Genomic DNA, 23,217 nt, shown 5'->3' with positions numbered 1-23,217 from the left:
CATCAAGACCCACTGACAAGGACAGCAATGAGCAACGACGATCACCGCTTCCGATCGGAACACGACCTCCTGGGCGACCGCGACGTCCCCGCCGACGCGTACTGGGGCGTGCACACCCTCCGCGCGATCGAGAACTTCCCCATCACGGGCCAGCGGCTCTCAAGCAACCCGGACCTGGTCCGCGGCCTGGCCGCCGTGAAGCTGGCCGCCGCCCGCACCAACCGTGAACTCGGCCTCCTGGACGAAGAGCGCGCCACGGCCATCGAGCAGGCCTGCCAGGACATCCTGGACGGCAAGCTCCACGAGCAGTTCATGGTGGACGTGATCCAGGGCGGTGCCGGCACCAGCTCCAACATGAACGCCAACGAGGTAATCGCCAACCGCGCCCTCGAAATCCTCGGCCACCCCAAGGGCGACTACGCCCGCCTGCACCCCAACGACCACGTCAACCTGAGCCAGTCCACCAACGACGTGTACCCCACGGCCGTCAACCTGGCCACGATCTTCTCGGTCCAGGGCCTCCTCAAGGCCCTCGCCATCCTCGAGGAAGCCTTCGCGGAGAAGGGCCGGGAATTCCGTACGGTCGTCAAGATGGGCCGCACCCAGCTGCAGGACGCCGTGCCCATGACCCTGGGCCAGGAGTTCGGCGGCTACGCCGTGACCATCGGCGAGGACCGCGCCCGCCTGGCGGAGTCCCAGCTGCTGATCCACGAGATCAACCTGGGCGCCACCGCGATCGGCACCGGCCTGAACGCCCCCAAGGGCTACGCCGAGGCTGCCTGCCGGCACCTGGCCGAGATCACCGGCCTGCCGCTGGTCACCGCCGTCGACCTGATCGAGGCCACCCAGGACGTCGGCGCCTTCGTGCACCTGTCCGGCGTGCTCAAGCGCGTGGCCGTGAAGCTCTCCAAGATTTGCAACGACCTCCGCCTGCTGTCCTCCGGACCGCGCGCGGGACTGGGCGAAATCAACCTCCCGGCAGTCCAGTCGGGATCGTCCATCATGCCAGGCAAGATCAACCCGGTGATCCCGGAAGTGGTCAGCCAGGTGGCCTACGAGGTCATCGGCAACGACGTCACTGTCACCATGGCGGCCGAGGCGGGCCAGCTGCAGCTGAACGCCTTCGAGCCCATCATCGTCCACAGCATCCACAAAAGCATTTCCCACCTGGAAGCAGCCTGCCACACCCTCACCGAACGGTGCGTGCGTGGCATCACCGCCAACGCCGAACGCCTGCGCCTCACCGTGGAGCAGTCGATCGGCCTGGTCACGGCGCTGAACCCGCACATCGGTTACGCCTCCGCGACGGCCATCGCCCAGGAGGCGCTGGCCAGCGGGCGCGGTGTGGCCGAGCTGGTCCTGGAGCACGGAATGCTGACCGCCGAGCAGCTCAACGAGCTGCTGCGCCCCGAACGGCTCGCCAACCTGAGCAGCTGACACTCCGCTGCCGCGCCGGGTCCCTACCGGAAGCGTCCGTAACCGGAGCGGCAGCGAGCATGACGACGGCGGCCGGCTTTCCGCCGTCGTACCCTAACCGGAACCTCCCCACAGGACACCCCTAAGGATCCCCATGAGCAATCAACCCATCACCGACCACACGGTCCCGCCGCAGGCGCACGCGACTGAGAAGCTGCTGCACGCCGAGGACAAGGGCTACCACAAGAACCTCAAGCCGCGTCAGATCCAGATGATCGCGATCGGCGGCGCGATCGGCACCGGCCTGTTCCTCGGCGCTGGCGGCCGCCTCAACGCCGCGGGCCCGTCGCTGGTCCTGTCTTACGCGATCTGCGGCGCGTTCGTGTTCCTGATCCTGCGGGCCCTGGGCGAACTCGTCCTGCACCGCCCGTCATCGGGTTCCTTCGTGTCCTACGCCCGTGAGTTCTTCGGTGAGAAGGCCGCCTTCGCCTCCGGCTGGTTCTACTGGATCAACTGGGCCATGACCACCATCGTGGACATCACCGCCGCGGCAATCTACATGAACTTCTTCGGCCGCTACGTCCCTTGGATCGGCGCCGTGCCGCAGTGGGCCTGGGCGCTCATCGCACTGGTGGTGGTGCTGGCGCTGAACCTGGTCTCGGTGAAGGTGTTCGGCGAGATGGAATTCTGGTTCGCGCTGATCAAGGTCGCGGCCCTGGTGGCCTTCCTCATCCTGGGCATCTGGTTCGTCATCTTTGGCACCCCCACCGGTGCGCCCACCGGGTTCTCGCTGATCACCGACAACGGCGGAGTCTTCCCGAACGGCATCATGCCGATGATCCTGCTCATGCAGGGCGTCGTGTTCGCCTACGCTTCCGTTGAACTGGTCGGTACGGCTGCTGGCGAAACCGAGAACCCGGAAAAGATCATGCCCAAGGCCATCAACTCCGTGGTCTTCCGTATCGCCGTGTTCTACGTCGGCTCGGTCATCCTGCTCTCGCTGCTGCTGCCGTTCACCTCGTACCAGAAGGGCGTCAGCCCGTTCGTGACCTTCTTCGGCTCGATCGGCGTCCAGGGCGTGGATACCATCATGAACCTGGTGGTCCTCACGGCCTCGCTGTCATCGCTGAACGCCGGCCTGTACTCCACCGGCCGCATCCTGCGCTCCATGTCCGTGGCCGGTTCGGCTCCGAAGTTCGCCCAGCGCATGAACAAGGCCGGTGTGCCCTACGGCGGCATCGCCATCACCGCGGGCGTGTCCCTGCTGGGTGTTCCGCTGAACTACCTGGTCCCGTCCGAGGCCTTCGAGATCGTGCTGAACGTCGCCTCCGTGGGCATCATTTCCACGTGGGCCACGATCGTGCTGTGCCAGATCCAGCTCAAGCGCTGGGCGGACAAGGGCTGGCTCAAGCGGCCCGCGTTCCGGATGCCGGGCGCCCCGTTCACCGGCTACCTGACACTGCTCTTCCTCGTGGCGGTCCTGGTGATGGTGTTCATCGATTCGCCGCTCACCCTCCTGGTCACCCTGGTGGCAATCGCCCTGATGATCGGTGGCTGGTACGCCTGCCGCAAGCAGATCCACGAGATCGCCGAGGCCCGCGACGGCTTCACCGGCCTGTCCCCGGTGGTAGCCAACCGCCCGGCACCGGGCTCGGAAGACTCCATCTAAGCGAGCCTTAAAAAGGGAAGGGCAGCGAGCATCTTGCTCGCTGCCCTTCCTGCTTTTAAGCCGCCTTCGGCTTGCGCAGCACGACGGCGACCATCACCGCGGCGGCCAGCATCAGCACCATGCCGATCGCCGCAGTCATTCCGACGCCGGAGTCGAAGGCGTGGCGGGCGGACTCCAGCAGCGCCTCGGCCTGTTCCGCCGGGAGCAGCCGGGCGGCGTCGATCGCCCCGCCGAGGGTTTCGGAGGCCTGCCGGGCGGCGTCCCCGGCCAATGTTTCCGGCACCTCGACGTGGCCGCGGTAGGCGGCGGTCAGGATGCTGCCCAGCACAGCGGTACCCAGCACGGAGCCCACCTCATAGGCGGTCTCGGAAATCGCCGAGGCCGCGCCGGCCTGCGGGGCCGGGACACTGGCGAGGATGAGGTCGTTGGAGATGGTCTCCGCGGCACCCACGCCCGAACCCACTATCGCGAAGCCGAGCAGCAGCGCCCAAAGTTCCCCGCCCTGGCCGAACAGGAGCACCACGGCGTAGCCGCTCATGTTCAGCAGCAACCCCGCGGTAACCACGTGCGCCGGGCTGATCCTGCGCACCACCGGAACGGTCAGCAGGCCCGCGACAATGGTCAGCGCCATGCCCGGGAGCATCAGCATCCCGGCCTCGAGCGGGGTGCGGCCCGCCACGAGCTGCAGGTGCTGGGACATGAAGTAGATGAAGCCCACCAGCGAGAAGATGCTCAGCAGGTTCGCGGCCAGCGAGACGCTGAACGCCTTGTGCCGGAACAGGGACATGTCCAACATCGGCGCCGTGCCCGAGCGCTGGCGCCGCAGCTGCCTGCGGACGAACAGCGCACCGGATACCAGTCCGACGGCGAGCGGCAGCAGCGCGGCCAGGCCGCCGTCGTGCGCGAATTCCTTGATGCCGTACACGAACGGAACCATCGCGCCCATGACCAGCAGGATGCTGGCATGGTCCACCGGCCCGGGCTTCGGGTCCTTGGACTCGGGCACCACGATCGGCGCCAGGATCAGCAGCGGCAGCAGCATGGGCACGGCCAGCAGGAACACGGCGCCCCATTCGAAGTGCTCCAGGAGCAGGCCGCCGGCCAGCGGGCCGAGCGCAGCGCCGCCGGAGAAGCCCGCGGCCCACACGGCGATCGCGGTGCGCCGTTCGGTGGCGTCCGTGAAGATGTTCCGGATCAGGGAGAGCGTTGCAGGCATCAGCATGGCGCCGAAGACACCCAGCAGGGCGCGGGCACCGATGAGCTGGCCCGCGTTGGTGGCGAAGGACGCCAGCACCGAGACGAGCGCGAAGCCGGTGGCACCGATCAGCAGGAGCTTGCGGCGGCCGATCCGGTCGCCGATGCTGCCCATGGGGACCAGCAGGCCGGCCAGCACCAGGGCGTAGACGTCGATGATCCACAGCAGTTCGTTGCCGCTGGGCTTCAGTGCCAAGGACAGGGACGGGACCGCGAAGCTGAGCACAGTGTTGTCGACGGCGATCAGCAGCACCGGGAACATCAGCGCGCCGAGGGCGAGCCAACGCCGTCCGGCACCCTGCTGCTTGCCGCGGACGGGATCGGGACGGAAAACCGCCTCGCTCTCGGCGAAGCGTACGCGCTTGGTGACGGACGTGGTCATGGTTGCTCGCTTTCTTAAAAGGGTGGAAGTCTGACCCCAAAAACTATACCGTCCAGACGGTACAGTTTCAACTGCGCCACCGGGTGAAACGCCTCACCAGACATCGGACCACTCGCCGCTACGATGGAGCCATGGCTGTGACAGACGAGGCGATCGGCAAGATCAAGGACATGCTGATCCGCGGCGAACTCAAGGCGGGTGACCGGCTTCCACCGGAGAAGGAGCTCAGCGAGAGCCTGGGCCTCTCCCGCAGCTCACTGCGGGAAGCGGTGAAGGCATTGGAGCTCATCCGGGTGCTGGATGTGCGCCGCGGAGACGGCACCTACGTCACCAGCCTGGACGCGAAGCTGCTCAACGAGGCCGTGGGCTTCGTGGTGGAGCTGCACCAAAACCGCTCCATCCTGGAACTCTTCGAAGTGCGCCGGATCTTGGAGCCGGCGACCGCCCACATGGCAGCCGGCCGCATCACGCCGGAGGAAGTGGCCGCCCTGCGCGCCACCATGGACGGAATTGACGAGGATACGAACATCGAGGAGCTCGTGGCCCACGACCTCGAATTCCACAGCATCATCGCCGCGGCCGCCGGAAACGATTACCTCAGCGGGCTCCTCGAGGCCCTCTCCGGGGACACTGTCCGGGCACGCATCTGGCGCGGCATCACCCAGGAAAAGGCAGTTGCCCACACCCTCGCCGAGCACAAGGCCATCGCGGATGCGCTGGAGCGCGGCGACGCAGAACTGGTGCGGGCACTGGTCACCGTGCACATCAGCGGCGTGGAGAACTGGCTGCGGCAGGCGCTTTAGCTGCAGCCGTACATCCACACCGCGGTGTCTTCCAGGATCTGCTGCTGTTCGACGTCGGACAGTTCACTAACGAGTTCCAGCAGCACGCCGATGGTCTCCGCGTAGGGCGCACCGAGGGTGCTGACAGGCCAATCGCCGCCGATCATCAGCCGCTCCGGGCCGAAGGCGTCCAGGGCCTCCTCCCACAGCGGTCGCAGGGCCGCGGCCATGTAGGGAACGGTGGGCAGGTGCAGCCCGGAAAGCTTCGCTACCGTGTTCGGCAAGGCAGCCAGGGCCCGGAAGTCCGCCCGCCATTGCGCCATCGGCTCCGAATCCGGGCCGGCACCCAGCGGCGGTTTGCCCAGGTGATCCAGGACCACGGTCAGTTGCGGGAGCTCGCGGGCGAGCCGCACGGTGGCGCCGAGGTGGCGCGGAAAGGCGTCGGGGACGTCGAAGGTGAGCCCTTGCGCGGCGAGCAGGCCCAACGAATCGCGCACCGGGGCGAGGTCCAGGAAATCGTCCCGGGGATCGTTGTGGACCAGGTGCCGCACGCCGCGGAATTTCGGGTGCGCGGCGAAACGCACCAGTTGCGTGGCGGCGTCGGCTGGCCGGTCCAGCGGGATCCAGCCGACGACGCCGAGCACCCAGGCGTGGCTGTCAGCGGCCGCGAGCATCGCCTCCGTGTCCGCGAGGGTGTCGTCGGCCTGCACCAGGATGGCCCCGCGCACGGCGGAGGCGGCCAACTCCCGGCCGGCCTCCTCCGCCGTGAAGCTGCGGAAGAGGGCACCGTGCTGCGGCCCGAGCCAGCCGTACCCGCCGCCGTCGAGCTCCCACAGATGGAGGTGCGCATCGATCACGCGGTGTCCCCGCCGGTCAAGGTGACTCCGGCGTCCAGCGCTCCACGGCGGCCCACAGTTCCTCCGGCACAGAGGTGTCCATCCGCTCCGCATTGGCGGCTACCTGCCCGGCACTGCGCGCCCCCACCGTCACGTTCACCACGGCGGGGTGACGCAGCGGAAAATGCAGGGCCGCCGTCGGGAGTTCGACGCCGAAGTCCCGGCACAGTGCCGCGAGCGCCCGGGCGCGGTCCAACACTTCCCGCGGCGCCTGGCCGTAGTTGTAGTGCGCGTCGTCCGGGACCTCGGGGCGGGCCAGGAGTCCGGAGTTGAAGGCGCCGACGGCCACGACGCCGGTGCCGCGCGCCACGCAACGCTCCAGCAGCGGAACGCCGGGCTGCTCGAGCAGGGTGTAGCGGCCGGCCAGCATCACGAGATCCAGGTCCGTCGCTTCGACGCAGGCGAGCGCGGCCTCCGCAGAGTTGGTGCCGACGCCGATCGCGTCCACGAGGCCCTCGCCGCGGAGCTTTTCCAGGACTGGCAGGGCCTGCCGGATCCCGGCGTCGAGGTCGAAGGCATCGGGGTCGTGCAGGTAGGTAATGTCCACCCGGTCGAGGCCCAGCCGTTCGAGGGAATCCTCGAGGCTCTGCCGGATGCCTCTTTCACTGAAGTCCCAGCGGCGAACGGCATCCGCAGGGACGGCGAAGCCCTCGGGATCCTTGTGCCCCGCGGCGTCCTGCCGCTCGAGCCGCCGCCCCACCTTGGTGGAGATGACAAAGTCCTGCCGTGGCTTATCCCGGAGTACGGCGCCCAGCCGCTGCTCGGACAGGCCCAGGCCGTAATGCGGAGCGGTGTCGAAATAGCGGACGCCGGCGTCCCAGGCGGCCAGGACCGTGGCGAGGGCTTCGCCGTCGGGGATTGCGCTGTAGAGGTTGCCGATCCCGGCTCCGCCGAAGCCGAGCCTGCCGAGCTTTCCGGTGACGGCGGCGCTCACGGCAGTTCCCAGACCTTCGGGATGCCGGAGTCGGTGCCGGAGTAGTCGTCCTCCACAGCGAGCAGCTTGGCCATCCGGGCCTGCCACGGCACATTGGCCGGATGGTCGGCGAGCGCGCGGCGCATCGCCTGGTAATCGTCCACCTCCACGAGGTGGAACAGTTCCAGGCAGCTGCGCCAGATCCGCCAGTTCCGCACACCGGCGTCCTTCAGGGCGGTCACCAACTCCGGCGGGATGTTGGCGTGCGCGTCGGCGTAGGCGTCCTCGGCGCCCGGCTTGAGCCGGGTGTGGAGGGCGATTGTCTCAGGCATCAGTGTCCTCCTTGAGGAACAGTTCCAGTACGGGCACGGCCACCGGCGGCCGCTGGACGGGCAGCTTGACGCTCAGTGTCCCCGCGGGCTGGGCACCGGGGGTGGTGGCATAGGCCTCCTGCTCCGGATCCGGCTCCTGGAGGCGGAGTTCGGAGGCGTCGTTAAGCAGCTGGGCGTACTCCACTTTGCCGGCCAGCCCGGGCAGGTGCACGAAGCCGAACGGCCAGGCGAACAGGTGGACGTACAGCCTGTCGCCGCGCTGGGTGTAGCGGGCGTCGGCGGGAGGAACGCAGGACGACGGCCCGGCGCCGTAGATGGAGCGGCCGTGCAGCCGCACCCACTCGCCGATGCCCGCCAGGGACTCGGCGGCCCGCGGGTCCAAGCTGCCGCGGGCGGTGGGGCCGACGTTCAGCAGCAGGTTACCGCCCTTGGACACCCCGTCCACCAGCATCCGGACCAGGAGGTCCGGGCTCTTGTAGTCGAGGTTGTCCCGGTCGTAGCCCCAGCTGCCGTTGAGTGTCTGGCACGCCTCCCAGGCGAGCGGGACGCCGTCGGACATCATGGGACCGGCCGGCTGGTACTGCTCCGGGGTGACGAAGTCTCCCGGCAGCTCGAGGCGGTCATTGACCACGATCCCGGGCTGCAGTTCCCGAACCATGGCCAGCAGTTCTTCCGAGCCCCAGTCGGCCCGGCCCTTGCCGCCGGCGGGGTGGCCGTCCATGCCGTCAGGGTAGGAGAAGTCAAAGAACAGGTAGTCGATGGTGCCGTAGTTGCTCAGCAGTTCGCGGACCTGCCCGTGCAGGTATTCCCGGTATCGGGCCATGTCCCGGCCCTCGTTCAGCGTCCCGACGTCGGCGTTCCGCTGCGGGTGCACGGAGTCCACGGTGAAGTCGGGGTGGTGCCAGTCGATCAGCGAATAGTAGAAGCCCACCTTCAGGCCCTCGGCCCGCAGCGCGTCCACGTACGGTGCAATGAGGTCCCGGCCGGCCGGCGTGTTGCTGGCCTTGTAGTCGGTGAGGGCCGAGTCCCAGAGGCAGAAGCCTTCGTGGTGCTTGGTGGTCAGCACGACGTACTTCATCCCGGCGTTCCGGGCGGCCAGGGCCCATTCGCGGGGATCGTAGAGGTCGGGGTCGAAGCGGCGGAAGTACTTCGAGTACTCCTCCACGGTGATCTCTTCGCGGTTCATCACCCATTCGTGCCGGGCCGCCAGGGAGTACAGCCCCCAGTGCACGAACATGCCCAGGCGGGACTCTTCGAACCACGGGGCGTGCTGGATCACGGCTTCTCCTTCAGCTCTCGACGGCGGCGGTGCTTGCGGCAGCTGTATTTGCCTCGGCGGCCCACACCGGTCCGTCGGGGTAACGGTAGTCGGCCAGGCTGGCGGCGAGCATTTCGTTTCCGGCGCCGGGAGCCGACGGCGGCCAGTAGGCGCCGCTGTGGACGTCGACGGGAGTGACGAAGTGTTCGTGCAGGTGGTCGACGAATTCGATCATGCGGTCCTCCATGGTTCCGGACACCGCCACGAAGTCGAACATGGACAGGTGCTGGACCGCTTCGCACAGTCCCACCCCGCCGGCGTGCGGGCAGACCCGGACGCCGAATTTCGCGGCCAGCAGCAGGATGGCGATGTTCTCGTTGACGCCGGCCACCCGGGCGGCATCGAGCTGGAGCACCTGCAGCGAACCGGCCTGCAGCATCTGCTTGAACACCACCCGGTTCTGGACATGTTCCCCGGTGGCCACCGGGATGGGTGCCACGCCCCGGGCGATGGCTGCATGGCCCAGGATGTCGTCCGGGCTGGTGGGTTCCTCGATCCAGGCCACGTCATAGGGGGCCAGGTGGCGCATCCACTCGATGGCTTCCTGGACGTCCCAGCGCTGGTTCGCGTCCACGGCGATCCGTACGTCCGGGCCCACGGCTTCGCGCGCCGTGCGGATTCGTCGGATGTCGTCCTCCAGGGACGCCCCCACCTTGAGCTTGATCTGGGTGAATCCCTCGGCCACGGCTTCCTTGGCCAGGCGCGAAAGCTTGCTGTCGCTATAGCCCAGCCAGCCCGGCGTCGTGGTGTATCCCGGATAGCCTTCGGCAAGGAGCTCTGTGCGCCGCGCAGTGCGGCCCGGCTCCGCGGCACGCAGGATGCCGAGGGCGTCCTCCGGGGTGAGGGCGTCGCTGAGGTAGCGAAAGTCCACGAGGGACACGATTTCCTCCGGGCTCATGCTGGCCAGCAGTTCCCAGAGCGGCAGGCCTGCGCGCTTGGCTTTCAGGTCCCAAAGTGCGTTCACGACGGCGCCGATCGCCATGTGCATGACGCCCTTCTCCGGGCCGAGCCAGCGCAGCTGGGAATCGTGGGCGAGCAGTTTCCAGGCGGCGCCCATGTCCGCCAGCAGTTCCTCGGCGTCCCGGCCGAGGAGGTGTTCGCGCAAGGCGGCAATGGCGGCGGTCTCCACCTCATTGCCGCGACCGATGGTGAACACGAAGCCGTGACCCTCGTGGCCGTCCTCCGCATCGGTGCGCAGGATCAGGTACGCGGCCGAATAGTCCGGGTCCGGGTTCATGGCGTCCGAACCGTCCAGTTCCCGGGACGTGGGGAACCGGATGTCGAGGATTTCCATGGCGGTGATGACGCTCATCGTGCTCCTAGCTTAGGCGGCGCGTACGGCCCGGAAGGCTGGCGGGGCCGCCCACCCACGACGAGCCTAAACATCAGATGTTTTCATTGTCAATGGGTCACATTTCCGCAAGAATGGGGGACACACCACACTTGAAGCTCGGAGCAATGACGCTGAGCATGGAGGAAGACATGAACGTGAAATTCGCCCGGCTGGGAGCAGCCGGAAACGAGCAGCCGGCTGTCATCGTCGAAGACGGCAACGGCGCCGCGAAGTACTTCAGCCTCACCGGCCTGACCCGGGACATCGACGGGGCGTTCCTCGCGGCAGACGGCATTGCCCGCACACGGAAGGCCCTTGAATCCGGGGAACTTCCCGAGGTTCCCGCCGATGGTCTGCGCATCGGCTCCCCCATCGCCCGACCGGGATCAGTGGTCTGCATTGGACTGAACTACACCGCGCACGCAGCGGAATCCGGCGCCACCCCGCCCGAGGTTCCGGTGGTTTTCCTGAAGCCGTCCAACACCGTTGCCGGGCCTTTCGACGCCGCCCCCATCCCGCCGACGTCGGAAAAGTACGACTGGGAAGTTGAACTGGGCGTGGTGATCGGCAAGGAAGCGTCCTACCTTTCCTCGGTGGAGGAAGCAGCCGGGCACATCGCCGGCTACGTGGTGGCCAACGACCTTTCCGAACGCGACTACCAGCTGCCCGGCGCCGCGGGCCAGTGGACCAAGGGCAAGTCCCTGCCCGCGTCCAGCCCCCTGGGCCCGTGGCTGGTCCCCGCCGAGCAGGTGGATGCCGGCAAGCTCCACCTGCGCACCTGGGTTAACGGCGAGATCCGCCAGGATTCAAACACCTCGGACATGATCTTCGATCCGGCTACCGTGGTGCACCACCTCAGCCAGTACATGGTGCTGGAGCCGGGCGACGTGATCCTCACCGGCACCCCCGAAGGCGTGGCCCTCTCCGGCCGCTTCCAGTTCATCCAGCCAGGCGACGTGGTGGAACTCGAGGTCGAAGGGCTCGGCCGCCAGCGCCAGGAGTTCTACAGGGCAGCAGGCGCCATCACTGCAACCTCCGCGGGGGATCCCGCGGCAGTCCGGTGAACAAGTCAATGAGCACCGAGTTCGAGGGCCTGGCCGCGCTCGTGACGGGGGGCGCCTCCGGCATCGGCGCGGCCATCGCGGACCGGCTCGCCGCGGGCGGAGCGAAGGTGGCGGTGCTGGACCTCAACCCTGCCGGCTCGCCGCACTTCGGCGTCGAATGCAATGTTGCGGACGACGCCTCGGTGCGCGCCGCCGTCGACGCCGTGGTCCGCGAGTTCGGGCGCCTGGACGTGGTAATCAACAACGCCGGCATCGGCGCGCAGGGGGATATTGCCGCGAATTCCGACGAGGAATGGCTGCGGGTGCTGGACATCAATGTGGTGGGCATCGCGCGGGTCAGCCGCGCCGCCCTGCCCTACCTGCGTGAATCCCCGGCTGCTGCCATAGTGAACACCTGCTCCATCGCCGCGACGGCGGGGCTGCCGCAGCGTGCCCTGTATTCGGCGTCGAAGGGCGCGGTCCTGTCCTTGACGCTCGCCATGGCTGCCGACCACATCCGCGAAGGCATCCGGGTGAACTGCGTGAACCCGGGCACGGTGGACACCCCGTGGGTGGGCCGGCTGCTGGATTCGGCCGCGGACCCCGCCGCCGAACGCGCCGCCCTCAACGCCCGCCAGCCGCACGGGCGGATGGTGGATCCGGCGGAGGTGGCCGGCGCCGTCGCGTACCTCGCCAGCCCGCTGTCGGGTTCGACGTCGGGCACCTCCCTGGCGATCGACGGCGGCATGCAGGGGCTGCGGCTCCGCCCGGTGGGCTAAGGCCCCTGGCCGCACTCGCGGATTCGTGCCCGGCTTGCAGTTTGCACACCGAGCGCTGGATGGACCCCGCGAGCGCAGGGCGTGCGCGCCCGACGTAACGCAACGCCCCCGCAACCCCGCCGCCCTCTATGCTCGGTTCCAGGTAATCAACGGAGATCCACCAAGGAGCAGCACATGACCACCTGGCGCATCAGGGACTTCCATTCGTCCGACCTCGACGGCATCCTGCACCTGTGGGAATCACTCAAGGCCGACGGTGTCGAACCCGTCTACGCGCTCTCCGAGGTCCTCGCCTCCTGCCAGAAGGACCACGCCGTGGTGGCGGTGCAGGGCGATCAGCTGGTGGGAGCCGCCGTCGGGCGCGCCGCACATGACCAGGGCTGGATCGTCTTCCTCTCCACCCTGCCCGAATTCCGCGGCCGCGGGATCGGCACCTCGCTGCTGGCCGCCGTCGAGAACCGCATGGCACCGCACGGCCTCAACAAGCTCTCCGCGCTGATGCCCGAATCCGAGACCCGGGTGGAGGCGTTCCTGGGCCGCGGCTTCGTGGTGAAGAAGAACCTGCGCTATTTCGAGCGGACCATCCCGGTGCAGCGACAGGAACTGGAGCCGCTGGGCCTGCTGGGCGGCCGGGTCCTGGCCCGGGACCTGTGGGAAAACGTGGCAGGCATGCGCCGCGAGAAGGAATTGCTGGAGCGCCGCCTGGTGCTGCCGCTGGCCGAGGCCGACCTCGCCGATGAGTTCGGCGTGGTGCCCCCGCGCGCGGTGGTGCTGTTCGGCCCGCCCGGCACCGGCAAGACCACCTTCGCCAAGGCCATCGCATCCCGGCTCGAATGGCCGTTCGTGGAGGTCTTCCCCTCCCGCCTTGCTTCCGATCCCAAGGGTCTGGCCGGTGCCCTGCGCGAAACGTTCCTGGAGATCGCCGAGCTGGAGCACGCCGTGGTGTTCATCGACGAGGTGGAGGAGATCGCGGCCCAGCGTGCCGGGGACCCGCCGTCGCCGCTGCAGGGCGTCACCAACGAGCTCCTCAAGATCATCCCCGCCTTCCGGGAACAGCCCGGCCGGCTACTGGTGTGCGCGACCAACTTCATCCGGGCCCTGGACTCGGCGTTCCTGCGCCACGGCCGTTTCGACTACGTCATCCCCATCGGCCTGCCGGATGTCCACGCCCGCGAGGCCATGTGGCAGCGCTTCATCCCGGCCGCTGTGGTGGACACGGTGGATGTGGCCCTGCTGGTGGACCGCACAGAGGGCTTCTCCCCCGCGGACATCGAATTCGCTGCCCGCAGCGCCTCCCAGCGGGCCTTGGAGAAAGCAGTGTACGACGACGGCGGCGCGGCCTCCGGTGCGAGCGGCACCAGCGGCGCCGGGTCAGCCAGCGGCGGGTCGGCGTCGTCGGCAAGCCCAGCGCCGTCGTCGAGCGGGCCGGCGTCGAGCGGGCCGTCGTCGAACGCGCCGTCGTCGAACGGGCGGAAGGGACCCACCACGCAGGACTACCTGGACGCGATCGCGGACACCAAGACCACCGTCAGCAAGGAAGTCCAGGAGGAATTCCTTGAGGACATCGACGCACTGGGCCGCGTCTAACCCCAACGCCCAAGCCCCAACGCGGGGTCAGTTACGGCCCATGTCCCGCCCCGGAATGGGCCGTAAATGACCCCGCGTTGCTGCAGTCGGTACTGTTTTGGACATGTCCAACCCCCTCCGCCATGCACTCTCCCGGATGGGCGGCCGCGATCCGCATGAACAACACCGCGCCGCCACTCCTTTGGAACTGTTCTTTGACCTGACCTTCGTCATCGCCTTCAGCGTGGCCGGCGGCCAGTTCGCGCACGCCGTGGCGGAGAACCACGCCGTCGAGGGCATCATCGGCTTCGCCATCGCGATGTTCGGCGTGCTGTGGGCCTGGATCAATTTCTCCTGGTTCGCCAGCGCCTACGACACCGACGACTGGATCTTCCGGATCGTCACCATGGTGCAGATGGTGGGTGTGCTCATCCTGGCCATGGGCATCGAGCCGATGTTCCATTCGGTGCTGGAGGGCGACTACGTCACCAACGAGGTCCTGGTGCTCGGCTACGTGGTGATGCGCGTGGCCCTGATCGTCCAGTGGCTCCGGGCCGCCCGGCAGGATCCGCAGCGGCGCAAGATTTGCCTGACGTATGCCGGCCTCCTTGCCGTGGTCCAGCTGGGCTGGGTGGCCGCGATCTTCGTGAAGACGGACCTCCCCACCACATTGATGATTTACGCGCCGCTGATCGTGGCCGAGATGCTGGTGCCGGTGATCGCCGAGCGCAGAGCCAAGACCCCGTGGCACGCGCACCATATCGCCGAACGCTACGGGCTGCTGGCGATCATCGCCCTCGGCGAATGCCTGATCGGTGCCATCGAGACACTTCGCTCGATTGTCGCCCTCCACGGCTGGACCATGGATGCAGCCCTTGTTGGCCTCGGCGGCACCGGCCTCGCCTTCACCCTCTGGTGGGTGTACTTCATCCTGCCGGCGGGCCGGGCCCTCCACATCCGCCGCCACCGGGCCTTCACCTTCGGCTACGGACACATGATCATCTTCGCTGCCATCGCCGCCACCGGAGCCGGCCTGCACGTACTGGCCTACTACATCGACCACGAAGCCCACATCAGCGCGGCCGCCGCCGTGGCGAGCGTGGCCATCCCCGTGGCGGTCTTCAAAGTCACGCTCACCTGGATCTACGGCAGCCTGCTCGGCCTGAACCGCACCAACCTCCTGCTCATGGCTCTGGTGGTGGTTGCCGCTGCCGGCGCCGTTGCCCTCGCCGCGGCCGGGGTTCCGGTGACCTTCTGCCTGCTGGTGATCCTGCTGGCCCCTGCCGTGGCCATCCTCGAGGACGAACTGGCAGGCCACCGGCGCCGGGCCAAGGCCCTCGAGAAGCTGGGCACCGAAGCGGCGCGCTGACCCCGCATCTGCGAAATCGCTGGAACGCTGCCGGGTCGCTGGAAAATTCCGGCGACCCCGCAGCTCTCCGGCGACCCGGTGACCCAGGCGCCTGCCTCCCAACCTCTGGCCCCCTGACCGCCGGAATGCAAAACTGGGCGGATGATCGTGCCTTCGAGCCAGATCCAGCGCCCGGGCATCCGCGCAGCGATGTTCGTTGACTTCGACAACGTCTATTCCGGCCTTCAAGCGGTAGATCCGGCGGCCGCCAAGGTCTTCGCCGAAGACCCCAAACAATGGACCTCGGCCCTGGCGGACGGAGTCGGCCGCGATGCCTCCCGGCGGTTCCTGATCCGCAACTGCTACCTGAATCCGGTCATCTACTCGAAGTACCGGGTGTACTGGACGAGGGCCGGTTTCCGGGTCATTGACTGCCCTTCCCTGACGCAACGGGGCAAGAGCAGCACCGACATCAACCTCGTCCTGGACGCCATGGACGTCCTTTCCGGGCCGGTAGGCATCGACGAGTTCGTGATCGCGTCCGCCGATGCCGACTTCACGTCATTGATCGCGCGGTTCCGTGCGGCCGACCGCATCACCACCGTGATCGCCGCCGGACCTGTGGCCTTTGCCTACCGGGAAATGGCAGACCACGTGGTGGAGGCCAACGATTTCGCCGCCATCCTCACCGGATCAACTGCTGACGCCGGCGCCGGTGTCCTGCCCCGCGCCGAGGGCCGCGTTCCCGCACCGGCCCCGAGGAAGGGCGCCGCCGCCAAGGAGGTCACCAGCCTAGTCCGTTCCTCGGCGGGGCCAATCACCGGAGCCGTCGCAGCGCACCGGGCCCTGACGGCGGAACCCTCGCTGAAGACCGACTGGGGCGGCCACGGCAAGTTCGGGGCGTGGATCGCCCAGCTCGGGAACGGGATCGAGTATTCGCCGACGCCGCCGCCCGGCTGGGTCTGGGACGCCCGGCGGTTCTCCGAGGCGGACCTTCCCCAGGAGGCAGAAGCACGTTCCGCCGTCGAAGAGCACGTCACTAGGGTGACCGACGTACCCGCCCTTTCCAGGGCGCAGTTCAGGCAGGTGTTCGTCTCCATGGAGACGGTCCTGCGCCAGCACCCGCCCAACAGGAATGAACTCACCAGAGCGGTCCGTGACCACTGCGTTGCCGCAGGCCACGCCGTCTCCCGGGCAGCGGTGAACTTCGTCATCCAAGGCCTGACCTACGCAAACGCTTTGACGGAGGAAGCCACTGCCATGAGCCTCGCGGAGGCGTGGACCCGGAACGTTGAGGAAGTCTGCCGCCTGGCGCTCCTTGAGTTCGACGAGTCGGAAGTCGCGGAACTGAGGCATTGGGCCAGCGGCGGCCTCCTGAAGCAAGGCGCCAAACCCAAGCGGACCAAGCCGGAGGCCACGGCCTCCGCGGAGGATTGACACCGCGCAGGACTGACACCGGCACGTACGTGCCGATTCCACAGGAAAACCCCTTGCCACGCCCCGCATGCCGGGGCGAAGATGGCACTATCGGCACGTACGTGCCGGAACCGCGAAGGGAGCATCCATGGATCCCGGCGATTTCAGCACGGCGCTGGGAAGCGCTGTCCGTTCCCGCCGTGCCGCACTGTCCCTCAGCCAGGCCGACGTCGCCGACCTCGCCGGAGTCTCCGAACGCTTCGTCCGCTTCGTCGAGCAGGGCAAGACCACCGTTCAACTTGAACAGCTTCTGGCCGTGCTGGGTACCCTTGGCCTGGAACTGGACGTGTCCACCGCCGGCCCCACTTCCACCGCTCCGCCGCCAGAGGCCAGGCAGCAATGACCTTCCACCGGATCGCCGACGTCTACAAGCAAGGCGTCCTCGCCGGGCGCATCGAACGGCATGCCGGCGGCACGCTGTTCAGTTACCTTCCGAAGTATCTCGACGCCGGCGGCCCGCCTGTTGCGACCACCCTGCCTTTGAGCGCCGAGCCGGTTTTCACCCCCAGCGGCGCCGTGCCGCCCTACTTCACCGGCCTGCTGCCCGAGGGCCGCCGCCTGAACTCCCTCCGGCGCGCGGTCAAAGCCAGCGCGGACGACGAACTCGCGCTCCTCATGGCCGCCGGCGGCGACGCCGTGGGCGATGTCCAGACCCTCCCGCACGGCGAGCCGCCCACCGAAGGCGGCTCCGCCGTCGTGATGGACCCGAAACTGCCGCTGGACTTCGACGCCCTGCTGGGCGACTCCGGACTGATCGATCCGGTGGCGCTGGCGGGTGTGCAGGACAAGTTGTCGGCGGGCATGATTTCGCTTCCGGTGGCCCAGTCCGGCAAGCGGTTCATCCTCAAGCTCAATGCCCCGGAGTTCCCCTTCGTGGTGGAGAACGAGTTCCTGATGTTCCGCTACGCGCGGCGGCTGCGGATTCCGACGGCCGGCGTGCAGCTGGTGCACGACGTCGCGGGGCGGGCAGGGCTGCTCGTGGAACGTTTCGACCGGGTCACCACGAGCGACGGCGGAACGGTGCGGCTCGCCGTCGAGGACGGCGCCCAGGTGCTCGGCCTGTATCCGGCGGACAAATACAGCGTTCCGTATAGCGAGGTGTGCGCGGCACTGGCCGCCCACTGCGCCGCACCGCTGCCCGCGCTGCGGAACCTCGCCCTCCAGCTGGCTTTCGCCTGGCTCACCGGCAACGGCGACCTGCACGCCAAGAACGTCTCCATGGTCCAGACAGTGCGCGGTGAATACACCATCGCGCCCGTCTACGACATCCCCTCCACAGTGGTCTACGGCGACAAGACTCTGGCCCTGGGCATCGGCGGCAAAAAGAGTGGGATCTCGCGCAAGCATTTCCTGGCATGGGCCCAGCGCCTGGGCCTGCCGGAGCGCGCGGCACTGAGGGTGCTGGACCTCGCGCTGAAAGCCTCCGGGCCGCTGGCTGAAGACCTCGACGGCGGCGCCTCGCCGTTCGCCGCGATGCAGACCAGGGACTGGATCAAGGAACTCCGGCACCGGCGCCGCCTGCTGGAGGGCTGAACCGGGCGGTGGCCAAGGGGCGTCAGCCCAGCTCCGACACCGCCTGCCGCACCGCGGCGCTCAGCTCGAAGTTCCTGCAGCCGATGCCGCCGGGCTCGGCCTGCTGCGGCACGTAGCCGAAGCCCAGCCCGTACACCGGGTCCGCGTACCCGAGGGCTCCGCCGGCGCCGTCGTGCCCGAAGGCCCGGTAGCTGCCGAACGGCATCCTGGCGTGGGGCTTCATGAAGACGGTGGCGAAGCAGCCGGTGTCGCCGAACACCCGGTCGATCCCGAACACCTGCTCGGCCGAGACGGCCCGGATGGTTTCCTCGCTGAGCAGGGGCGCGACGGCGGGAGGTCCCGCGCCGCCGGCGGCGCCGACCGGCACCAGTCCGGCATCCGCTTCCAACCCGGTCAGAGCGGCTGCATAGACCCGGGCCATGCCTTCCGCGCTGGCCACGCCGGCCACGGAGCTCAGTCCGGCGGCGCGGACCTCCCGGATATTGGGCAGGTCCAGGATCTCCGCGGTCCCGGCGTTGGCGGCGAGGCCGGCGTGGCTGGCCGGGTCCATCCACGGCCTGCGGGGATCGGCCATCCAGCGGAGCGTGGCGTAGCGCGGCTCCTCGGCGTCAGGCAGTCCGAGGAAGAAATCCGCGTCCGCCACCGCGCGGATCCGCTGCTCGAAGATTTCCTGCAGCGTACTCCCGGTGATCCTGCGGCAGAGTTCCTCCATGAACACGCCGATCGTCAGGGCGTGGTAGCCGAAGGCCGCTCCCGGTTTCCAGATCGGCGGGAGGGCGGCGAGCCTGGCCGCCGCCCGTTCGGAGTGGTTGCATTCCTCGAGGGAGAGCCCGCCTTCGGCGCCCAGCAGCCCGGCCTGGTGCGAAAGCAACTGCACCACGGTGATGCCGGATTTCCCCTGGGCACCGAATTCGGGCCAGTACTTGACCACCTCGGCATCGAGATCGAGGACACCGTCCTGCACCAGCAAGGCGATGACCAGGCCCGCCATGCCCTTGGAGCAGGAGAACACGCCGGTCATGGAGCCGGGCCGGATGTGCGGACCGCCGCTGAGGTCCAAGACTTTCACGCCGCGGTGGTAGGCGGCCAGCTGGGCTGAATACTCCGCGTCCTCGTCGAGGTAGCGGCCAAAAACCTCCGCGACGGCTTCGAATCCCGGGGCGACTGTCAGTGCTTGCATCAGTTCAGCCTATTCCCGCCCGCTACGCCGGGCATGGCGAGCGCGGTGTCCCAGACCCATGGTTCCCGTGGCAGCGCGGCGGGGTCGAATACTGCGAGCGCCTCCTTGAGGTCACCGGGCAGGCCGAGGGAGGCCATGATCAGCCCCCGCACCTCTTCCGCGGAAATCCCGACGGCGCCGAGGTCCGCCAGCGTGACTGCACCGTCCCGCTTGGCCAGCCGGGCGCCGTCGTGGTTCACCACCAGGGGAACATGGGCGTATTGCGGCACCTGCAGTCCGAGCAGCGAGGCGAGGTACGCCTGCCGGGGCGCGGAGGACAGGAGGTCGTCACCGCGGACCACTTGGTCGATGCCCTGTTCGGCGTCGTCCACCACCACGGCCAGGTTGTAGGCGGTGACGCCGTCGTTGCGTCGGAGGACGAAATCGTCCACAGTGCCCAAGTAGCGGCCGTGCAGTTCGTCCTCGACCGTCCACTCACTGACGGCGGCGCGGAGCCGGGTGGCGGCGGGACGGCTGGCCCGCCGGAGCGCGCGCTCCTCGGGGGTGAGCCGCCGGCAGGTCCCAGGGTAGGCACCCTGCGGGGCGTGCGGGGCAGAAGGGGCGTCCTGGATTTCGCGGCGCGTACAGAAGCATTCATAGGTGAGCCCGGCGTCGTCCAGGCGGCGGATGGCTTCCGCGTACAACTGCGCGCGCTCCGTCTGGCGCACCACTGCGCCGTCCCAGTCGATGCCGATGGCTTCGAGGTCCCGCAATTGCACTTCCTCGGCCCCCGCCCGGGCACGGTCCAAATCCTCGACGCGCAGCAGGAAGCGCCGGCCGGTGGACCGCGCGAACAGCCACGCCAGGATAGCGGTGCGGAGGTTGCCGACGTGCAGTTCACCGGAAGGACTGGGAGCGAAGCGGCCGGCTGCTGTCATGGACCCAGCGTAATCTGCAGCACCGACAGAAGCTCGACGTCGGGACTCGCCACGGCAGCACAAGAGCCCCTCAGCTACCGGCAGGGTCGGTGGCTCAGGGGCTCTTATGGTGGTGCCGGCGGACCGGCTTTGTGGAGACTGACGTTGGTGTGAACAAGAGTCAATCAGCGGCGGCGTCCTTGCGGGACGGTGGTGCGGGTTCCGGGTGGTGTGCCGGGGTTGCCGTTGCCGGGTGGGTCCGCGGCGGTGGCCGCTTCCCTTTGCTGCCACTATTCGAGCAGAGAGACTACAGTTGGCGCAACGGATCGAATGCCGACTGGTCAATCTGACCAATCGGGCAGCAGGGCTCAGACAGGTGATGGTCACTTTGCAGAAATTGGACGCCACGGACAAGCGGATCCTTGCCGCGCTCGACGACGATCCCCGGCTTCCGGTCATGGTGCTCGCCCAGCGCCTGGGCCTGGCCCGGGGCACCGTGCAGTCGCGGCTGGAGCGGATGTCCGAGTCCGGCGCGCTGCGGCCCAACAGCAGCCGGGTGCTGCCCGCCGCGCTTGGCCGCGGGGTGGCGGCGGCGGTGAGCGCGGAGCTGGACCAGCACCGGCTGAACGAAGCCATCGCGGCGCTGCGGGACATTCCCGAGGTCCTGGAGTGCCATGCCCCAGCCGGCGACACCGACCTCATCATCCGCGTAGTGGCCACCAGCCCGGACGATCTCTATCGTGTGTCCGAGGAAATCCGGCTCTGCCCGGGCATCGTGCGCACCTCCACCAGCATGTTCCTGCGTGAAGTGATTCCCTACCGCACCACCGGGCTGCTCCGGGGCTGATCCCGGCTGCGCTCCGGCGTCGAGATTCCTCCCCAGCGGGCAGTCCTCCCCATCGCCGGGACGTGCACGGCCACGTAGGATCGGCAGAGCCGGAACGGCTGGCGGAATTTGCAGCATTAACTCGGGGGGATCATGTCCGGAACTTTCTACGGCGCCGATGTTTCGCAGCTGCGCCAGCTGGCCAAGACCATGGCCGGCAGTGCGCACAAGCTCTCGGTGCTGGGCCAGCAACTGAGTGGCACTTTGTCCGGCACCGGCTGGCACGGGACGGACGGCGAGCGCTTCCGCAGCGACTGGAGTTCCGCGCATCTTCCCGCGCTCAAGAAGGCCGCGGGCCAGATGGAGGCGGCGAGCAAGGCGCTGCTGAAGAACGCGGACGAACAGGACAAGGCAAGCACCGGCAGCAGTGGTTCAGGCAACCAAGGCGGCGGGCCGGGAGGGCCGGGCGGCCAGGCCGACGAGCTGACGAACAAGCTCGAGGGCATGACGCCGGCCGAACGGAAGGCCTACCTCGCCAGCGACGAATTCAAGCAGTGGGCGCTGGAGAATCCCGAGGCTGCGAAGGCGGCCATGGATGCCGCCGCCGATTCGGGCCTGATCGACAAACGCTCCCCGGAGTACGCCGACTTCCTGAGCGACTACTGGAACCAGCAGGCCATGCGCGAAATGGGCATTGACCCGGCCACCTGGGACACCTCCAAAGGCACCGAGTACAACTGGGAGACCATCAAGAAGGTCTACGACTACTACGGCCGGGCCTACCTCGAGAATCCGGACCTGCAGTGGGCCGGGATGGCCAACATGATCGGGCCGTCCTTCGCCGGCGGGTTCAAGGACATGGCGTTGATGCGGGATCTCGCGCAGCAAATCACCAACAATCCGGTGTCCGACGTTCCCCTGCCCGTCCTGGACCAGCTTGAGCAGCTCGCCGGGATGACGGACCAGGAGATCAAGTTCTACGAAACCTCCATGCTGGACATGAACAAGGAGATCTTCCTCGACCAGGCCCGCCAGCACGAGGCCTACATGAACGGCGGCATCGAGGAGATCAACCGGCTGCGGGATTCGGGTGCGATCGATTCGGGCACCGCCCAGGCCTGGGCGCAGATCGATTCCGGCGACCCCGCCGAAATCCAGAAGGGCAACACTACCCTCCTGTACCGCGAACAGAACGAGATCATCGCCGACGACTACGTCAACATGAAGAACCACCCCGGCGGCGAGGCGGTCACGTACATGGTCACCCTGGCCGGTGAGCCCTCCATCCCCGGCGCCAGGAGCTTCCCGGAGGTGTTCCCCTACACCTACAGCGTGGAAAGCCCCGGCCCGGAGAAAGTGCCGGTCACAGGCTGGGACAACCCGCTTCAGTTCCGCACCGATTTCACCACCGGTTTCCCGGACGGGAACATCGCCGACGCCGATTCCCGCTGGGCGCTCATCAGCCAGGACACCCTGCCGGCCTATCAGGACCTGCTCGCCACAGACCCGGAGCGGGCGCGGGACATCATCGCCTCGGACTTCAACGGCCGCGTCGAGGAGCACCGCCCCCTGAACAACATCCCGGACATCACAGGGCGCTTCCTTTCCGGCTTCGACGTGGAGGTGCACCAGTGAACACAACAGTGCGCCTCGCCGCAGCAGCCCTGACCGCAGCCGCCTGCCTCACCCTCGCCGCCTGCCAACTCCCCGGATCCGCCACACCTGCCCAGACGCCACAAACCTCGCAAGGGAGCACCGTGAACACCTCCGACTTCTCCACCCTGGACACCGCCGGCGTCGAAAGGATCCGCAGCGAACTCCGCGCCCGGCTGGACCTGAGCAGCGGCAAGCTGCTGAAGTCCGCCGTCGGCGTCTCGGACAGCAGCTACGGGCCGGAAATCAACACCCGGGACGAAGGCAAGATCGACCTCACCATCGTGGGACCGTCCGGGGAAATCGGCGGGCAGACGGACCGGATCCGTTTCAACACCACCAATATCCAGCCCGACTTCAGCGAGGTCACCTACTTCCTCACGGCGGACTCCCCGGAGGAGCTCTTCGCCCTGATCCGCGACGGCGTCCGGAAGTACGGGATCGACGCCGATTCCGCCGAAGGCTGGATCAGCTCGGCGAGCGCCGACCCCGGAATGAAGAGCGATTTCTCCCTGGCCAGCGGCACCAGCATGGGACTCGAGGTGAACTACGACCTTCGCTATGACGGCGGCAAGGACGTGCAGGTCATCATCGTGCACGTCCGGCCCGTCGAATAGCCGGG

Annotated in this window: 21 protein-coding genes; 13 read left to right on the top strand and 8 right to left on the bottom strand. The window is 68.0% G+C overall.

Annotated features, from left to right (window positions below):
* Positions 1–27: 27 nt before the first annotated feature.
* Both aspA and BLP88_RS16900 read left to right on the top strand, forming a co-directional pair.
* The gene (aspA, locus tag BLP88_RS16905) at positions 28–1,437 is read left to right on the top strand and encodes an aspartate ammonia-lyase (protein ID WP_074591132.1); all 1,410 of its coding nucleotides are present in this window, start codon (positions 28–30) and stop codon (positions 1,435–1,437) included.
* 133 nt (positions 1,438–1,570) lie between these two features.
* Entirely contained in the window at positions 1,571–3,085 is a 1,515-nt protein-coding gene (locus BLP88_RS16900) for an amino acid permease (RefSeq protein ID WP_074591130.1), read from the top strand.
* 55 nt (positions 3,086–3,140) lie between these two features.
* Here BLP88_RS16900 and BLP88_RS16895 read toward each other — a convergent pair whose 3' ends face one another.
* On the bottom strand, positions 3,141–4,721 hold the full coding sequence (locus tag BLP88_RS16895) for an MFS transporter (protein WP_084111322.1): 1,581 nt from the start codon (positions 4,719–4,721) through the stop codon (positions 3,141–3,143).
* A 131-nt stretch (positions 4,722–4,852) separates the two neighbouring features.
* On the opposite strand from BLP88_RS16895, the gene BLP88_RS16890 reads away from it, so the two are divergent.
* Entirely contained in the window at positions 4,853–5,524 is a 672-nt protein-coding gene (locus tag BLP88_RS16890; RefSeq protein ID WP_074591129.1) for a FadR/GntR family transcriptional regulator, read from the top strand.
* Here the strand turns inward: BLP88_RS16890 and BLP88_RS16885 are convergent.
* The 5 genes from BLP88_RS16885 to BLP88_RS16865 are packed head-to-tail and all read right to left on the bottom strand — an operon-like array spanning position 5,521 to position 10,274.
* On the bottom strand, positions 5,521–6,360 hold the full coding sequence (locus BLP88_RS16885) for an amidohydrolase family protein (protein ID WP_074591127.1): 840 nt from the start codon (positions 6,358–6,360) through the stop codon (positions 5,521–5,523). The two genes, BLP88_RS16890 and BLP88_RS16885, sit on opposite strands and share 4 nt — an antisense overlap.
* A gap of 16 nt (positions 6,361–6,376) precedes the next feature.
* A complete protein-coding gene (locus tag BLP88_RS16880) occupies positions 6,377–7,333 on the bottom strand; it encodes an aldo/keto reductase (RefSeq protein ID WP_245679908.1) in 957 nt (318 codons plus the stop codon).
* The gene (locus BLP88_RS16875; protein WP_074591125.1) at positions 7,330–7,644 is read right to left on the bottom strand and encodes an L-rhamnose mutarotase; all 315 of its coding nucleotides are present in this window, start codon (positions 7,642–7,644) and stop codon (positions 7,330–7,332) included. Before BLP88_RS16875 ends, BLP88_RS16880 begins: the two co-directional genes overlap by 4 nt.
* On the bottom strand, positions 7,637–8,923 hold the full coding sequence (locus BLP88_RS16870) for an alpha-L-fucosidase (protein ID WP_074591123.1): 1,287 nt from the start codon (positions 8,921–8,923) through the stop codon (positions 7,637–7,639). Before BLP88_RS16870 ends, BLP88_RS16875 begins: the two co-directional genes overlap by 8 nt.
* Before the next feature lie 10 nt (positions 8,924–8,933).
* Complete coding sequence (locus BLP88_RS16865) at positions 8,934–10,274, bottom strand: L-fuconate dehydratase (RefSeq protein WP_074591122.1); 1,341 nt, start codon at positions 10,272–10,274, stop codon at positions 8,934–8,936.
* A 170-nt stretch (positions 10,275–10,444) separates the two neighbouring features.
* Between BLP88_RS16865 and BLP88_RS16860 the strand changes: the two genes are divergently transcribed.
* The 7 genes from BLP88_RS16860 (at position 10,445) to BLP88_RS16830 (ending at position 18,040) form a co-directional block, all read left to right on the top strand.
* Positions 10,445–11,359, top strand: coding sequence for a fumarylacetoacetate hydrolase family protein (locus BLP88_RS16860; RefSeq protein WP_074591192.1), 915 nt, complete (start codon positions 10,445–10,447; stop codon positions 11,357–11,359).
* 8 nt (positions 11,360–11,367) lie between these two features.
* The gene (locus tag BLP88_RS16855) at positions 11,368–12,117 is read left to right on the top strand and encodes an SDR family NAD(P)-dependent oxidoreductase (RefSeq protein ID WP_074591120.1); all 750 of its coding nucleotides are present in this window, start codon (positions 11,368–11,370) and stop codon (positions 12,115–12,117) included.
* 174 nt (positions 12,118–12,291) lie between these two features.
* The gene (locus BLP88_RS16850) at positions 12,292–13,704 is read left to right on the top strand and encodes an ATP-binding protein (protein WP_074591118.1); all 1,413 of its coding nucleotides are present in this window, start codon (positions 12,292–12,294) and stop codon (positions 13,702–13,704) included.
* A 103-nt stretch (positions 13,705–13,807) separates the two neighbouring features.
* Positions 13,808–15,052 (top strand): low temperature requirement protein A, encoded by a 1,245-nt coding sequence (locus BLP88_RS16845; RefSeq protein WP_074591117.1) that lies wholly within the window; start codon positions 13,808–13,810, stop codon positions 15,050–15,052.
* A 141-nt stretch (positions 15,053–15,193) separates the two neighbouring features.
* The gene (locus tag BLP88_RS16840) at positions 15,194–16,468 is read left to right on the top strand and encodes an NYN domain-containing protein (RefSeq protein ID WP_074591115.1); all 1,275 of its coding nucleotides are present in this window, start codon (positions 15,194–15,196) and stop codon (positions 16,466–16,468) included.
* A gap of 127 nt (positions 16,469–16,595) precedes the next feature.
* Positions 16,596–16,850 (top strand): helix-turn-helix transcriptional regulator, encoded by a 255-nt coding sequence (locus BLP88_RS16835; RefSeq protein WP_074591113.1) that lies wholly within the window; start codon positions 16,596–16,598, stop codon positions 16,848–16,850.
* On the top strand, positions 16,847–18,040 hold the full coding sequence (locus tag BLP88_RS16830) for a type II toxin-antitoxin system HipA family toxin (protein ID WP_074591111.1): 1,194 nt from the start codon (positions 16,847–16,849) through the stop codon (positions 18,038–18,040). Before BLP88_RS16835 ends, BLP88_RS16830 begins: the two co-directional genes overlap by 4 nt.
* Before the next feature lie 22 nt (positions 18,041–18,062).
* On the opposite strand, the gene BLP88_RS16825 is transcribed toward BLP88_RS16830, so the two are convergent.
* Positions 18,063–19,220 (bottom strand): serine hydrolase domain-containing protein, encoded by a 1,158-nt coding sequence (locus tag BLP88_RS16825; RefSeq protein ID WP_074591110.1) that lies wholly within the window; start codon positions 19,218–19,220, stop codon positions 18,063–18,065.
* Positions 19,220–20,137 carry a tRNA glutamyl-Q(34) synthetase GluQRS gene (gene gluQRS, locus BLP88_RS16820; RefSeq protein ID WP_074591108.1) on the bottom strand — a complete coding sequence of 306 codons (918 nt, stop codon included), beginning with the start codon at positions 20,135–20,137 and terminating at the stop codon, positions 19,220–19,222. The genes BLP88_RS16825 and gluQRS overlap by 1 nt, the downstream gene beginning before the upstream one ends.
* A gap of 358 nt (positions 20,138–20,495) precedes the next feature.
* Between gluQRS and BLP88_RS16815 the strand changes: the two genes are divergently transcribed.
* From BLP88_RS16815 to BLP88_RS16805, 3 genes are all read left to right on the top strand, one after another.
* Positions 20,496–20,963, top strand: a complete 468-nt coding sequence (locus BLP88_RS16815) for an Lrp/AsnC family transcriptional regulator (protein ID WP_074591107.1) — start codon at positions 20,496–20,498, stop codon at positions 20,961–20,963.
* 132 nt (positions 20,964–21,095) lie between these two features.
* Positions 21,096–22,577 carry a WXG100 family type VII secretion target gene (locus BLP88_RS16810; protein ID WP_074591105.1) on the top strand — a complete coding sequence of 494 codons (1,482 nt, stop codon included), beginning with the start codon at positions 21,096–21,098 and terminating at the stop codon, positions 22,575–22,577.
* Complete coding sequence (locus BLP88_RS16805; protein ID WP_074591103.1) at positions 22,574–23,212, top strand: hypothetical protein; 639 nt, start codon at positions 22,574–22,576, stop codon at positions 23,210–23,212. The genes BLP88_RS16810 and BLP88_RS16805 overlap by 4 nt, the downstream gene beginning before the upstream one ends.
* The last annotated feature ends 5 nt before the right edge of the window (positions 23,213–23,217 follow it).

Origin of the sequence: Arthrobacter cupressi (assembly GCF_900099975.1) — a bacterium.
GTDB lineage: Bacteria > Actinomycetota > Actinomycetes > Actinomycetales > Micrococcaceae > Arthrobacter > Arthrobacter cupressi.
This window is presented reverse-complemented; position numbering and strand designations above follow the sequence as displayed.